Origin of the sequence: Agrobacterium sp. CFBP 3001 (genome assembly GCF_027871605.1) — a bacterium.
GTDB classification, from domain to species: domain Bacteria; phylum Pseudomonadota; class Alphaproteobacteria; order Rhizobiales; family Rhizobiaceae; genus Agrobacterium; species Agrobacterium leguminum.
Genome location: NZ_JAQAHD010000001.1, coordinates 327,205 through 340,384, shown reverse-complemented (window position 1 = coordinate 340,384; position 13,180 = coordinate 327,205). Strand labels below are relative to the sequence as shown.

At 59.2% G+C, this 13,180-nt stretch carries 12 protein-coding genes, 1 tRNA gene and 1 riboswitch; of the genes, 5 read left to right on the top strand and 8 right to left on the bottom strand.

Translation table 11 applies throughout. The features are described 5' to 3' along the window. The first annotated feature begins 50 nt into the window (after positions 1-50). Positions 51-701 carry a S24 family peptidase gene (locus PH605_RS01680; RefSeq protein WP_003519935.1) on the top strand — a complete coding sequence of 217 codons (651 nt, stop codon included), beginning with the start codon at positions 51-53 and terminating at the stop codon, positions 699-701. Positions 702-756: 55 nt separating this feature from the next. Here PH605_RS01680 and PH605_RS01675 read toward each other — a convergent pair whose 3' ends face one another. Both PH605_RS01675 and uppY read right to left on the bottom strand, forming a co-directional pair. Further along, positions 757-1,509: a polysaccharide deacetylase family protein gene (locus PH605_RS01675; RefSeq protein WP_142844050.1), complete on the bottom strand. Its 753-nt coding sequence runs from the start codon at positions 1,507-1,509 to the stop codon at positions 757-759. 26 nt (positions 1,510-1,535) lie between these two features. Next, the gene (gene uppY, locus PH605_RS01670; RefSeq protein WP_142844051.1) at positions 1,536-2,831 is read right to left on the bottom strand and encodes a Wzy-type polysaccharide biosynthesis protein UppY; all 1,296 of its coding nucleotides are present in this window, start codon (positions 2,829-2,831) and stop codon (positions 1,536-1,538) included. Positions 2,832-3,118: 287 nt separating this feature from the next. On the opposite strand from uppY, the gene uppX reads away from it, so the two are divergent. Next, positions 3,119-4,411 carry a Wzx-type polysaccharide biosynthesis protein UppX gene (gene uppX / locus PH605_RS01665; protein ID WP_026363784.1) on the top strand — a complete coding sequence of 431 codons (1,293 nt, stop codon included), beginning with the start codon at positions 3,119-3,121 and terminating at the stop codon, positions 4,409-4,411. Between the two features lie 37 nt (positions 4,412-4,448). Here the strand turns inward: uppX and PH605_RS01660 are convergent, their stop codons facing one another. Further along, positions 4,449-5,210, bottom strand: a complete 762-nt coding sequence (locus tag PH605_RS01660; RefSeq protein ID WP_142844052.1) for a transporter substrate-binding domain-containing protein — start codon at positions 5,208-5,210, stop codon at positions 4,449-4,451. A 170-nt stretch (positions 5,211-5,380) separates the two neighbouring features. On the opposite strand from PH605_RS01660, the gene PH605_RS01655 reads away from it, so the two are divergent. Beyond that, positions 5,381-7,351, top strand: coding sequence for a glycosyltransferase family 2 protein (locus PH605_RS01655; RefSeq protein ID WP_161987692.1), 1,971 nt, complete (start codon positions 5,381-5,383; stop codon positions 7,349-7,351). 177 nt (positions 7,352-7,528) lie between these two features. Here the strand turns inward: PH605_RS01655 and PH605_RS01650 are convergent, their stop codons facing one another. The 4 genes from PH605_RS01650 to PH605_RS01635 all read right to left on the bottom strand — a co-directional run bounded on the left by PH605_RS01650 (position 7,529) and on the right by PH605_RS01635 (position 9,960). Then, a complete protein-coding gene (locus tag PH605_RS01650) occupies positions 7,529-7,822 on the bottom strand; it encodes a hypothetical protein (protein ID WP_003519942.1) in 294 nt (97 codons plus the stop codon). 52 nt (positions 7,823-7,874) lie between these two features. Then, complete coding sequence (gene aqpZ, locus PH605_RS01645) at positions 7,875-8,600, bottom strand: aquaporin Z (protein WP_078051291.1); 726 nt, start codon at positions 8,598-8,600, stop codon at positions 7,875-7,877. A 132-nt stretch (positions 8,601-8,732) separates the two neighbouring features. Beyond that, positions 8,733-8,806: transfer RNA gene (locus tag PH605_RS01640), tRNA-Gly, on the bottom strand. Between the two features lie 56 nt (positions 8,807-8,862). Continuing rightward, positions 8,863-9,960 carry a 2'-deoxycytidine 5'-triphosphate deaminase gene (locus tag PH605_RS01635; protein ID WP_080856951.1) on the bottom strand — a complete coding sequence of 366 codons (1,098 nt, stop codon included), beginning with the start codon at positions 9,958-9,960 and terminating at the stop codon, positions 8,863-8,865. 73 nt (positions 9,961-10,033) lie between these two features. Then, a riboswitch (SAM riboswitch) is annotated at positions 10,034-10,112 on the top strand. Between the two features lie 43 nt (positions 10,113-10,155). Here PH605_RS01635 and PH605_RS01630 point away from each other — a divergent pair. Beyond that, positions 10,156-11,340 carry an O-succinylhomoserine sulfhydrylase gene (locus PH605_RS01630; RefSeq protein WP_142844053.1) on the top strand — a complete coding sequence of 395 codons (1,185 nt, stop codon included), beginning with the start codon at positions 10,156-10,158 and terminating at the stop codon, positions 11,338-11,340. Between the two features lie 233 nt (positions 11,341-11,573). Continuing rightward, positions 11,574-11,966, top strand: coding sequence for a Co2+/Mg2+ efflux protein ApaG (gene apaG / locus PH605_RS01625; protein WP_003503545.1), 393 nt, complete (start codon positions 11,574-11,576; stop codon positions 11,964-11,966). Positions 11,967-12,015: 49 nt separating this feature from the next. On the opposite strand, the gene PH605_RS01620 is transcribed toward apaG, so the two are convergent. After that, positions 12,016-13,005, bottom strand: coding sequence for an Hsp33 family molecular chaperone (locus PH605_RS01620; protein ID WP_065654528.1), 990 nt, complete (start codon positions 13,003-13,005; stop codon positions 12,016-12,018). Positions 13,006-13,180 lie beyond the last annotated feature (175 nt).

The window sequence follows — 13,180 nt, the reverse complement described above, 5'->3', positions numbered from 1 at the left end:
TAAACGACAGGAGCTTTTCCGCTATCGGCTCCACTTGCGGGCTTTCTATCATGCTGTCACACGAGACGATCTGGAGCGCCATCGATACGCTTGCCGAACGCCACCAGCTAACGCCTTCGGCATTGGCGAAGCGCGCCGGCCTCGATCCCACCTCGTTCAATAAATCGAAACGTTTCGGGCCAGATGGCCGCAAACGCTGGCCTTCGACTGAATCCGTCTCCAAGGTGCTGGAGGCGACGGGGGCAAGCGTCGACCAGTTTTTCGGTTATGCTTTCGGCAGGGCGCAGACCATGCAGCCTTCCGGCGCCGACAACGCCATTCCCCTGCTCGGTTTCGCCCAGGCGGGCTCCGGCGGCTTTTTCGACGATGGCGGTTTTCCGGCGGGTCAGGGCTGGGATGTGGTGGAATTCCCCTCTTCTCCAGAGCGCAGGCAGGGCGTCTATGCACTGGAAGTGCAGGGCGAGAGCATGATGCCGCTCTACCGCGACGGAGATATCCTCATCGTGGAGCCCGGCGCGCAGGTGCGGCGCGGCGACCGCGTGGTGCTGAAAAGCCGCGACGGCGAAGTGATGGCCAAGGTGCTGGCGCGGCAAAGCCCCAAAAACATCGAGCTTCTTTCGCTCAACCCGGAACATCCGAACCGCAGCTTCGACATGGCCGACGTGGAATGGATCGCCCGCATCATCTGGGCCAGCCAATAACCCGCAATTGCGTTTTCCGCGGTATCGACCGGGCACGCGTGCCGAGAATATTCCTCTAAAGACCGAGTGTCCTTGCGGCGGCATCGACCGTCATGATCTTCGCACCGCCCGACACCGCCCTGCGGACGAGACCCTGAAATCTGTCTTCCGGACAACCGTAAAAGCTCGGTGTGTGCGAAACATCATGGGTGAAGATGATGAGCCAGCCGCCTTTTTGCAGAACATCCTCCAGCCAGCCATCGGCGGCGTCGAGGTAGTTTTGATCCGAACGCAACTCGACCGCGGCAAGATTATGCGGGTCGACACTGCCCCGGTTGATCCCTGGCATGATGCCGCGCGCCGTCCTGAACCGGCGCCGCAGCAGAGGCTGCATGACCGGTGAAGCCATACCGAAGGGAACGGAGAAATTGCGCCCGTGGCGGCTTGCATCGAACGAGCCGAGCACGCGGTCATTGCGATCGAGATCCTCCTCGAGCCCCCGTCGGGAAAAGCTCGAGAGTTTGCGATGAGAAAAGGTGTGGCAGGCAAGCTCATGGCCGGCCGCCGCCAGTTCCGAGCAGCCTTTCGCGGAAATCATCTGCTGCTGTTCATCGTATTGGTCGATAAACACGCCGGCGATGTAAAACGTGCCGCAAACGCCCTCGTTTTCCAGAATGCGCGCACCAGCCGTCCAGGCGCTTGCCGGCACATCGTCGAATGTGAAGGACACGATCGGTTCGGACGTTTCGATCCGCACCGCCGGTCCCGGCAAATAGCGCACCAGCCGGTTATTGATCCGGTCGGTAAAAGTCCCGATTTTTTGCGTCATCCAAAGCCCCCCGGCCTGTCTGCAAATTACTGTCCCTCTTCGAGTATGTCGTAAGCCTGATGCCTCAAACAATAGATTGCGATTAGAAGAGAAGACCAGATAGGCCCGGTTCCGGTAAAGAAATTGCTCTCTAAACACGAAGAAAGTAACGCATACACCCAAATTCTGGCAAAAAGTCGGGTAAGTGCCGGGTCCGTGCCCTTGTCCACCGCCGTGCGGAAATCGTTCGCGGGTATGATGACCAGCCAGATGACGGTGAGAATGAAGGCCGGCAGGCCGCCATTCAGCAGGCTTTCAATATAGCCATTATGGGCATGGAAGGCTGTGACCGCCCAGGTGCCGGCAATATCGGCCTGCGACAGGAGCCGGTCGCTCGTCCAGAATGCCTGGAACCCCTGACCGAAGATCGGCGATTGCGCGAAAGTGTCGAAGGATAGCCGCCATATGTCCGTCCGCCCGGTGAAGGTGGAATCGATGCCCAGGCCTTCGACGAAATTCTGTATACTCGGAAAATAGGTGGAGCCGACCGCGGATATGTTGATGAAGGCCAGAAGACCGCCGATCATCAACAAAGTACGGTTGGCATGCCTTTCCATGATCCAGATCAGCGCCACGGTGACGGGCAGCAGCATGGCCGCGGTTTTTCCGTTGGTCTTCCAAAGGAAAAACCCCGCCAGCAGCGTGATGGCGAGGCCGCCCAGCGTCGACCAGGCATTGCGCAGGTAAAGCCCGATCATGAAGAGAATGATCATCGCCGGCGCGGCGGCATTCTTGTGATTGAAGATACCGCGCCAATCACCCGCCAGCGCTTTTTCATCGAGATCATAGGGTTGATGGATCGAGCGCGAGCTAAGGAAGATCACCCCCAGATAGCACAGCACCAGGAGAATGATGGCGAAGATGGCCATCATCCGGTCGAACTGCCGCCGGTCGCGCGGCATGACGACAAGGACGCTGGTGATGAAGCACAGGAGCGCCGTGAAGATCAGACGTTGCAGCGACGTGCCGGGCTGGGTTCCGACCACCGAGCATATCGCCAGCCAGAAAAACAGCAGCAGAATGGGCAGCCGCGGCCGCAGCAGAAGCCCCGTCAGCCGGTGGCGCAGCGCAAAAACGCCGAGGATCAATGCGATCACGAGGCCGGTCAGCTGGTTTGCGGCAGCGTGCGGCACCGGCGGTGCTGCGAGATTTTCGAAAGGCGCGACGGAAATCCAGATATAGAGCATGGTGGCGACGAAGAAAAACGCGTCGCGCCGGCCGCCGGCAAGGGAAATGGCGCTGCCTTGCGCAGAGACGGGCTGCGTATCAGCCAAACGCGGCATGGTCGCCTGCATCGAAAATGGATAGTCGGATCATTGGCCTGCCTTGTGACGAACAACGAAACCCTTCTGAAACAGGGCCATGTCCAAATAACCATAAACAGTCATTATCATCATTATTATGCAATTGCTTTAACCCTCTCTTACCTCAAGAGGGATAAGACAGGATAAACTGCCATTCATTCGGGTCGCGGACTTTCGCTTTATTGGCCGGTTGCGGCTTTTTCAGTTCGCCAGATTTTAAAAAGCAGCGCAGTCATTTTTGAATTCGCCCGGCAATGCCGGAAAACATGGAGAATGAGGTGTCGTTCAATACGCCGCGGCTCGGCCATCTAGTCAGATTGGGATTGACCTACATGGCATCCGGCGGAGCGCTCCTCATGTCCAGCGCCGCCCAGCTTCTGACCTTTGCGCTGCTTGCCCGCCATCTCGGTGTCGAACAATTCGCGCTTTACGCCTCCATCACGGCCGTCACCAATCTCGGCGTCCAGATCTGCGGTATCGGCTCGCAGGAATCGCTGATCCGCCGTGTCGCGCAGGATCGCAGCATGTTTCCCGTCATGCTCGGCCACAGCTATCTTTTGAGCGCCGCGACAGGCGTGGTGCTGACCATCATCGGCATGGTGACGATCCCGGTATTTTTCCCGACCTCGGAAACATTGCTGCACACGCTGATCACCACCTTCCTGATCCTGTTCACGAACCTCGTCCTCCTGAAAGTCATCTCGCTTTCCACGCAGAGCTTCATCGCCCATTCCGACTTCGCCTCCGCCAACAAGCTGGAAGTGATGTTTGCCGTCGCCCGCACCATTGCCGCGGTGGTCGCCTGCCTCATCTTCAAGGTGGAAACGGTGGAGGCCTGGGCGCTATGGAACCTTGCCGCCCACACCATTGCGGCCATGATCTCGGTCAAGGCGATAGCGAGACTCGGCCGCCCGGTGTTCCGCATCGTGCGTGAGGAAATCCGCATCGGAGTCCTGTTTTCCACCCAGTTCCTGTTCAAGGCCGTGCGCGGCAATGCCGATATTCTCGTTCTCGGCGCCATTGCAAGCGCGGAGGTACTGGGCAGCTATTCCATCGCCCGGCGCATTCTCGACAGTTCCTATCTCTCCGTCGAGGCCCTCAACCGGCTGATCTATCCGGGTTCGGCTTCCGCCGCCCTGCAGGGTATCAGCAAGACCATAGAACGCGCCTATAACGTGCTGAAGGCCGCGCTTTTCATCGCGACCGGCAGTGCGCTCGTCATTTTCATCATTGCGCCCTTCCTGCCGCTTTTGTTCGGCGATGAATATGTTTCGCTGCCCATCATCACCCGCGTGCTTTGTTGGGCGGTTCTGCCCATGGCCGTTGCCGCCACCGCTCTCGAGGCGCTCGGCGCATCCGGACGGCAGGATATTCGCGCGAAGATCTGGAACAGTGGCAACCTCATCGGCTCCGTCGTCGTCGCCTTCTTCACCTGGTCATTCAGCATTTCAGGAACGATCGGCAGCTATTTCATGGTGGAAACCGCCATCGCTGCCGCCGTATGGATCGCGCTGCTGCGCCTGCGCCGCAATGAAGAAGTTTTCGCGCCAGCAAAATAGGCGCTGGCGCAGGAACCGATCCGGTGGCCGGCTCTCCCTAATAGAGCCCATAAGGGAAATAACGCCGGTAGATTTCCTCCAGCCGGCCGTTGCGGGAAAGGGCCGCCAGCGCCTGATCGAAAGCCGGAACGAGCACGTTATCGGGATCGACGGTCATGATGGACAGGCCTTCACCGAGAAACCTGTCGGACATATAGGGACCGCCGAAGAGTGCGCAACAGCCATCGGAAGCGCTTCCTGAAACCCAGAAAGGCAGGCGCAGACCATCGGCGAAGATGGCGTCCACCTTGCCTTTCTTCAGCGCGTCATACATCGGCTCGTAACCATCGAAGCCCTCAGCCGCGGCCTTTGGAAAGAATGCCTTCAGCATCTGTTCGTGCCGCGAGCCGGCAACCACACCCACCTTCTTTCCCGAAAGCGCATCGGCACCCGCGCCGGTGAATTTGGCCGCCTTGTTCACCGCAAGACGGGCAGGCATCAGGAGATAGGGCCGCGAGAAGGTAAAACTCTTGCGCAGGTCGGCGGTGGTGGCGAGGCCGGAAATCACCGCTTCGCCCTCGCCCATTTCCAAAGCCGCCTCCAGCTCATCAAACGGCAGCGCCTGCACCTGGCATTTGCTTTCGACCTTCAGTTGCGCGCAGATTTCACGCACCAGATCGACATGGAAACCCGCAAGCCGGCCTTCCTGATCGGTAAAATTGAAGGGCGGGAAATCGACCGACATCAGAAATCTGATGCGGGGAACGGAAGAAAGATCGCCGCCCGGAAACCGCTCCTGCGCATCGAACAGCACCGGCATCCGGTTCCCGTCCGACAGGCCCTCCGCGCGTACATCGCTAAAAAAACCAGTAAATTGTAAAGCGAAAGCTAAAGTAAATCCGAGACCTATATTCCGCGTTACATTCGTCATTCTCATCTATACTATCCGTGACAGGAAGTGGGGCGTTACCATGACGGCGGCGGCGATGCATGGATTATTTTAGGCAATATACACGAGATTCGTTTCGCACGACGCCGGCGACACGAAAAATTACATTTTCCCACGCCAGTGAAAATCCGCTTTCAACCGCTCCCGAACAGGACCAGGCCGGACAGGCCCGCTTTCTCTCTTCGCTGGGATTTGGCAGGCCCTACATCGAGGCATTCGAACAACGGGCTCTGGAAAATGGCTCGACTTTGGAGGACGAATTGCTGGCAAGCGGTCTCGTCACGACGGATGCCTATTTCGGCGCTTTCGCCCGATTCCTGCGATTGCCGTTTCTCCCCGAAATCGGCCCGGACCGTGTGACGGATTTGAATAAGCTGGACACTCAGCTCTCCGAACCGAGGTTTCTGCGGCTGACACCGCTGAACGGCACGCCAACGCTGCTGATCGTACCGGAACTGGCGCGAATGGCGTCGCTGAAAAACATGCTGGATCAACGTCCGCGTCTTCTCGACGAATTTGCCGTGACAACCCCGCAGGCCATGCGCAGCGCAATCTGGAAAGCGGGCGAGGCCCGCCGCTCGGCGGAAACCCAGCAGCGGCTTTTCAACACGGCGCCGCACCATTCCGCCAGGATCACGCTACAGGGCCAGCAGGGTTTTTACAGCGGCGTCCTCCTTACACTGCTCATTCTGTCGCTGCTATTTTACACGGAAGCGGCATTTGCTTATCTGCACGTCACCCTGACGATGCTTTACCTTTTGACCCTGCTTTTCAGGCTGTTCGCACTCGTCCATGCGCCCCGGGGAAACGACGCGAAGAGCATCTTGCCTCTTCGGCAGGAAAACGAATTGCCTGTCTATACCGTTCTGGTGGCGCTTTACCGGGAAGAGGCCATCGTCGGGCAGCTCATCGGGGCATTGGAACGTCTGGACTGGCCCAAATCCCGGCTGGACATCAAGCTTGTCTGCGAAGCAGACGACGCTGCGACGATCGAGGCGATCCAGCGGATAAATCCCGGCCCGCACATAGAGGTCGTCAGGGTGCCGCCCTCCCTGCCGCGCACCAAACCAAAAGCCCTCACTTACGCGCTTTCCGGCGCGCGTGGCGCATTCGTTGCGGTCTATGATGCCGAGGATCGGCCCCATCCGCAGCAATTGCGTGAAGCCTATGCCACCTTCCGCAACGAGCCGGACGAGGTGGCCTGCCTGCAGGCGCCGCTCATCATCAGCAATGCCTCTTCCTCCTGGCTCAGCGCCTGTTTCGCACTGGAATATTCCGGTCTCTTCCGCTGCATGTTGCCTGCCCTTGCCGCACACGGCTTGCCGCTGCCGCTTGGCGGCACCTCCAATCATTTCCGGACCGCCGTGCTGCGGAAGGCCGGCGCCTGGGACCCCTATAATGTAACTGAGGATGCCGATCTCGGCCTCCGGCTGCATCGGCTGGGTTATCGTTGCGGCGTCATCCGGCGACAGACGCTGGAGGATGCGCCGACCTCGCTACCCGTGTGGCTGAACCAGCGAACACGCTGGTACAAGGGCTGGCTGCAAAGCTGGCTGGTGATGACCCGTGCGCCCTTTGCGACCGCGCGCGACATGGGATGGTTTGCCTATGTGGTCTTTCAACTGCTGATCGGCGGCATGCTTCTGTCGTCGCTGGCGCACCCCCTGCTCTTCGTTTCGCTCGCATTCATGACCATCGCCCTCCGGGAAAATGGCGCTGACCTGCTGCTCACCTGGCAGGGTCTTCTGTTTTTTATCGATGTGCTGAATATCGTCGGAAGCTACACGATCTTCGTGCTGATGGGCCGCGGCAGAATGATTGCCTATGAAAGAAGGCATGTCGGAAGGCGGTGGCTGGCAATACCCGCATATTGGCTGATGCTGTCCATCGCGGCCTGGCGGGCCGTGGTGGAACTCAACACCAAACCCTTCGCATGGAACAAGACGCCACACGCGCCTGTCGCCAAAAATACTCATGATCCGGCATCTTCGGCAGAGCCGAAACAGTCCTGATACTTTTTCCGATCAGCCGCGACAGCCGTTCTCGGCTTCACTCACATTGCCGCTCCGGCAAAGCCGTTTCAGGCCTTACGTTACTGCCGTCATCGGTAACGGCAGCCAGTGCCTTGCCGAACGAAGCTCCTCCCTCGGCAAGGACCGTCATTTCATCCTGAAGGTGGCCGAACCGCTCTACTTGGTAACGAGCTTGTTCTTGATCAGGCCGACGATGATCTGCACGATCAGACCGCCGACACCGCCGCCAACGAGCTGGCCGGCGAGAGCGCCGATATCCACGCCTCCGGCTGCCGCATCGCCCGCCGCGCCGAGCAGCGAACCGAGCACGGTTCCGCCGCCGAGGCCGCCGATGGCGCCGGCAATCAGATTGCCGAGCGAACCAAGATCGGAGTCCTTCACTATCTTTCCGCCTGCCGTGCCGCCTACCGCACCGCCGACGATCTGGGCCAATATCGAAGCAAGATCCATGTCATCCTCCTCAGTCGTTTCCCCGACTATTCGAGGAAACAAAGCCTCTTATTCAAGTCTGCGCAGGTTGAACCGAACCGGCATGGCCGGCCTTCTCTTCCTCGCCGAAGATTTTCCAGATCACGGCCCCGATGGCGCCGCCGAGGATCGGAGCGAGCCAGAACAGCCAGAGCTGCTGCAGCGCCCATCCGCCAACGAACAATGCCTGTCCCGTGGAGCGGGCCGGATTGACGGATGTGTTGGTGACCGGAATGGAAATCAGATGAATAAGGGTAAGGGCAAGACCGATGGCGATCGGCGCGAAGCCGGCAGGAACCCTGCCATGCGTAGAGCCCAGAATGACGATCAGGAAAAACGCCGTCAGGATGACTTCGATCAGCAGCGCCGATACGAGAGAATATCCGCCCGGCGAATGTTCACCATAACCATTGGCGGCAAAACCGCCGATTTCAGCCCCCGCCTTGCCGGTGAGGATGACATAAAGCGCCGCAGCCGCGACGACCGCCCCCAGAACCTGCGCCACTATGTAAGGCACGAGGTTCGCCGCCGGGAACTTACCGGCAACAGTGAGGCCGACTGAAACGGCCGGATTGAAATGACCGCCCGAAATGCCGCCAACCGCATAGGCCATGGTCAGAACCGTCAGACCAAAAGCGAAAGCGACACCAAGGAAGCCAATGCCGAGTTCAGGAAAAGCGGCGGCAAAAACCGCACTGCCGCATCCTCCGAAGACGAGCCAAAAGGTTCCCAGAAATTCCGAAAGAAGTTTGCGACTCATAACACTTCCCCCATGTTACGACCGCATCAACTATTACGTGCAATTTAATCGTAGTCAAGCTAAATTGCATATTCGCGTGGCTACCGACACAATGGTGGCTAAACGCAGCAAGAGTGTCAGATGTCTGGAAAATGGAGCGGGTGAAGGGAATCGAACCCTCGTATTCAGCTTGGGAAGCTGCTGCTCTACCATTGAGCTACACCCGCACCGCGCATAAGACATCGGATAGTTCGCAGCGGGTGTCAAGCACCCGCCAGGGTCGTTATTCGGCTCGAAAATGCTTGGAGAGCTTCAGCCCCTGCGCCTGATAATTGGAGCCGAGGCCGGAGCCATAGAGGCCTTCCGGTTTCTGCAGCATGTGCTCGTAAACCAGCCGGCCGACGATCTGGCCATGTTCGAGGATGAAGGGAACCTCGTGGCTGCGCACTTCTAGCACGGCCCGGCTGCCGGTGCCGCCGGCCTGCGCATGGCCGAAGCCGGGATCGAAGAAGCCGGCGTAGTGCACGCGGAATTCGCCCACCAGAGGATCGAAGGGTGTCATTTCGGCCGCATAGAGCGGTGGAACGTGCACGGCTTCGCGCGAGACGAGAATATAGAATTCATCCGGGTCGAGGATCAGTTCGGCACGGCCGCGGGCGTAGAGCGGCTCCCAGAAATCGAGAACGTCGTGCTGGGCCTTCTTGTCGACGTCTACCACGGCTGTGTGATGTTTGCCGCGATAACCGATCAACCCGTTTTCACCGAAACCCTTGAGGTCGATCGAGAGCGCGATGCCACCGCCGGTCACGTTGGGCGTGTCGCTGGCAACCAGCGTTTCCGTCTCGTGCAGCTTCAGCAGTTCACTTTCGTTGAGCAGCGAATGGCCGATGCGGAAGCGGATCTGCGACAGGCGCGAGCCGCGTCGCACCACGATCGGGAAGGTGCGCGGGCTGATTTCCAGATAGAGCGGGCCAGCATAACCGGCCGGTATCTTGTCGAATTCCTGCGCGCTGTCAGTCATGACGCGGGTGAAGATATCGAGACGGCCGGTCGAGCTTTTCGGATTGGCCGAGGCCGACATGTCCGCGGGCAGCGCAAGGCTTTCCATCAAGGGAACGATATAGACACAACCGGTTTCCAGCACCGCGCCCTGGGTAAGGTCGATCTCGTGCAGGCTGAGACGATTGAGTTTGTCGATGACGCGGTTTCCGGGGCCGGGCATGAAGCTGGCGCGCACGCGATAGGCCTTCGAGCCGAGCCTGAGATCGAGGCTGGCGGGCTGCACCTGATCAGCATCGAGATCGGCCTCGCTCTTCAGCTTGCCGCCCGCAAACAGCGCCTTGATTGCGCCATCCGCCAAAATGCCCGTGGTTCTGGTCATGGTCATCATTCCTTTTTACGGCGACAAAACCAAAAGGAAAGCATTGACGCAAGCCGGTAACGGCAGTATGGCAAGCTTATCCCGTGGTGATTTGGCCGGTCGGCTTGCAGCCACGTTAAACAAGTGGCTAAAAAGACCGGGTGCTAGGAACCGGTCTGCTTTTGCGGCCGGTTTTTTTGTTTTGAAGGTGATCACATGAGCAATAAATGGCGCCCGGCAACCCAGCTCGTTCACGGCGGTACGCTACGCTCCCCTTACGGTGAAACGTCGGAAGCGATCTATCTGACCCAGGGTTTCGTCTATGAAAACTCCGAAGCCGCCGAAGCGCGCTTCAAGGGTGAAACGGATGGGTTCATCTACGCCCGCTATGCGAGCCCGACCAACGACATGTTCGAAAAGCGCATGTGCCTGCTGGAAGGCGCTGAAGACGCCCGTGCACTTGCGTCGGGCATGGCCGCCGTCACCGCCGCCATCATGTGCCAGTTGCGCGCCGGCGACCATATCGTTGCGGCCCGCGCCCTCTTCGGTTCCTGCCGCTGGGTGGTGGAAACGCTTGCGCCGAAATATGGCATCGAATGCACGCTGATCGACGGTCGCGATCTCGGCAACTGGGAAAAGTCTATCCAGCCGAACACCAAGCTGTTCTTCCTCGAAAGCCCGACCAATCCGACGCTTGAAGTGGTGGATATTGCCGGGGTGGCAAAGCTCGCCAACCAGATCGGCGCCAAGGTGGTAGTCGACAACGTCTTTGCCACACCGCTTTTCCAGAAGCCGCTCGAACTCGGCGCCCATATCGTCGTTTATTCGGCCACCAAACATATTGACGGCCAGGGCCGCTGCCTTGGCGGCGTGATCCTTTCCGACAAGAAGTGGATCGAAGAAGAGCTGCAGGATTATTTCCGCCATACCGGCCCGGCCATGTCGCCTTTCAATGCCTGGACGCTTCTGAAAGGCATCGAGACCCTGCCACTGCGTGTGAAGCAGCAGACGGCCAATGCCGGCAAAATCGCTGATTTTCTCGCCGATAGCGGCAAGGTCGCCAAGGTCATCTATCCCGGCCGCGCCGATCACCCGCAGGCCGATATCATCGCGCGGCAGATGTCCGGCGGCTCGACGCTGGTCGCTTTCGAGCTGAAGGGCGGCAAGGAAGCAGCCTTCAAGCTGCAGAACGCGCTTGAGATCGTGAAGATTTCAAACAATCTCGGCGACGCCAAGAGCCTCATCACCCACCCCGGCACGACGACGCACAAGAACCTCACCGACGAGGCGCGTGCCGAACTCGGCATTTCCGGCGGCACCCTGCGCCTTTCCTGCGGCATCGAGGATACCGACGACCTGCTGGAGGATCTGGCGAAGGGTCTGGCGGCCGTTTCGGCCTGAAAATTCAATCCGCAAGGCACCATGGCCTGACCGCGTGTCGGGCCGTGGTTCGCCTGTCCGGTCCAAAAAGATCGCTTCAGGCAACCAATATTTACCTTTACCGTTATCCCTAACGGTGGAAAACAGCGCAACAGGAGACGCCTCCTGCCCGTCAAGTCATTCATTTTCTTGACGATAGCCAGAGCCTATAGTGTAGGATGCGGCGGCAGGCATAATATCGAGGTGTGGCGCGTATGTATCGTGCTCTGACAAGGGATATCGAGGTAACGGTCGATCCGTATTATCTCGAGGAACAATCCGACCCGGATGACGATCGTTACGTCTGGGGCTACAAAGTCGTGATCGCGAACAATTCCGATATTCCGGTTACCCTCGTCAATCGCTATTGGCACATCACCGATCAGAACGGACAGGTGGATGAGGTCTATGGGCCGGGCGTTGTGGGTGAGAAGCCGCATCTGAAACCGGGCGACAGCTACGAATATTCTTCCGGCTGCCCGCTGGACACACCTTCCGGCCTGATGTTCGGCCATTATGAAATGGAAACGGAAAATGGCGAGGTGTTCAACGTCACCATACCCGCCTTTTCGCTGGATTCACCCGGCCTGATGCGGGTCCTGAACTGACATTCACCCGGCAACGAAAAAGCCGCGCCCTTCAGGACGCGGCTTTCATTCAGGCATTCTCAAATTCGCTGACATCGTAGCGATAGGTGGTGGAGCAGAACTCGCAGGTCACGGCAATGGCGCCGTCTTCTTCGCTTGCCTCGATCTCCTCAGCAGTGAAACCGGACAGGACGCCCTTAATCTTGTCCCGCGAGCAACTGCAACGGTCGAAAACCGCCTGCGGATCGTAGATGCGCACACCGCTCTCGTGGAAAAGCCGGAAGAGAAGACGTTCCACCGGGACCTGCGGATCGGTCAGCTCGTCGGTATCCACCGTGTTCAGCAGCGTTACCGCCTCCGTCCAGGCATCGTCTTCCTGCACCTCGTGACCGCCTTCATCGCCATCGCCGCCATGCAGGTCGCGCATGCGCAGCCGCTCAGGCGCCTGCGGCAGGAACTGCGCGATAACACCGCCCGCACGCCAGCCATGGCGCGGCTTACCTTCGCCATCACGGTCGAAGAATTCGGCGACGCCCAGCCGCACGCGGGTGGGAAGCTGTTCCGACTGGCGAAAATAAACCCCGGCAATGTCTTCCAGCGAGGAGCCATCGAGCGGCACGATACCCTGATAAGGCTGCATGCCCGCACCCTGATCGATCGTGAAGGCCAGAATGCCGTTGCCGAGCAATTGCTCCGGCGACGTCGCCCCGGCCGCAATCGCCTCCGCCAGCCGCTCCTCATCGAAACGGGCATAAGCGCGCATGCTTTCCGGCGCGGTGAAATCCGCAACCAGAAGGTCGACCGGGCCGTCACCCTTGGTCTGGACGGTCAGCTTGCCGGAAAACTTGAGCGACGTGCCGATCAGCGCCGTCAGAACGGTCGCTTCCGCCAGCAGGCGGGCGACCGCCGGGGGATAGTCATGCCGCTCAAGGATGGCATTCAGCAGCGGACCCACCTGTACGGCGCGGCCGCGCACATCCAGACCTTCGACCTGAAAGGGCACAACCTTGTCGTCGCCAGCAAAATCGAGATCGTCCAGTTCAACCGTTACATCTGCCATGTCATACTCCCTGGCGCAGCCGTGGCGCCGCTACCGTCCAAAAGTCCGGCTTTTAAAATGTGCTTTTTTCGCTTGTCGCACAGAGACCCGGGAAGAGAAACCGCTTCCGGGGAAAAACGTGCAAATCGTGAATGTGGCCCGCCAGCAAAACCGACGAGCCTCTTCGAAGTCCCAC

Coding starts and splice junctions, on each gene's coding strand:
- PH605_RS01680 (WP_003519935.1), top strand. CDS start 51: ATGCTGTCACACGAGACGATCTGGAGCGCCATCGATACGCTTGCCGAA.
- PH605_RS01675 (WP_142844050.1), bottom strand. CDS start 1,509: ATGACGCAAAAAATCGGGACTTTTACCGACCGGATCAATAACCGGCTG.
- uppY (WP_142844051.1), bottom strand. CDS start 2,831: ATGCCGCGTTTGGCTGATACGCAGCCCGTCTCTGCGCAAGGCAGCGCC.
- uppX (WP_026363784.1), top strand. CDS start 3,119: ATGGAGAATGAGGTGTCGTTCAATACGCCGCGGCTCGGCCATCTAGTC.
- PH605_RS01660 (WP_142844052.1), bottom strand. CDS start 5,210: ATGCCGGTGCTGTTCGATGCGCAGGAGCGGTTTCCGGGCGGCGATCTT.
- PH605_RS01655 (WP_161987692.1), top strand. CDS start 5,381: ATGGATTATTTTAGGCAATATACACGAGATTCGTTTCGCACGACGCCG.
- PH605_RS01650 (WP_003519942.1), bottom strand. CDS start 7,822: ATGGATCTTGCTTCGATATTGGCCCAGATCGTCGGCGGTGCGGTAGGC.
- aqpZ (WP_078051291.1), bottom strand. CDS start 8,600: ATGAGTCGCAAACTTCTTTCGGAATTTCTGGGAACCTTTTGGCTCGTC.
- PH605_RS01635 (WP_080856951.1), bottom strand. CDS start 9,960: ATGACCAGAACCACGGGCATTTTGGCGGATGGCGCAATCAAGGCGCTG.
- PH605_RS01630 (WP_142844053.1), top strand. CDS start 10,156: ATGAGCAATAAATGGCGCCCGGCAACCCAGCTCGTTCACGGCGGTACG.
- apaG (WP_003503545.1), top strand. CDS start 11,574: ATGTATCGTGCTCTGACAAGGGATATCGAGGTAACGGTCGATCCGTAT.
- PH605_RS01620 (WP_065654528.1), bottom strand. CDS start 13,005: ATGGCAGATGTAACGGTTGAACTGGACGATCTCGATTTTGCTGGCGAC.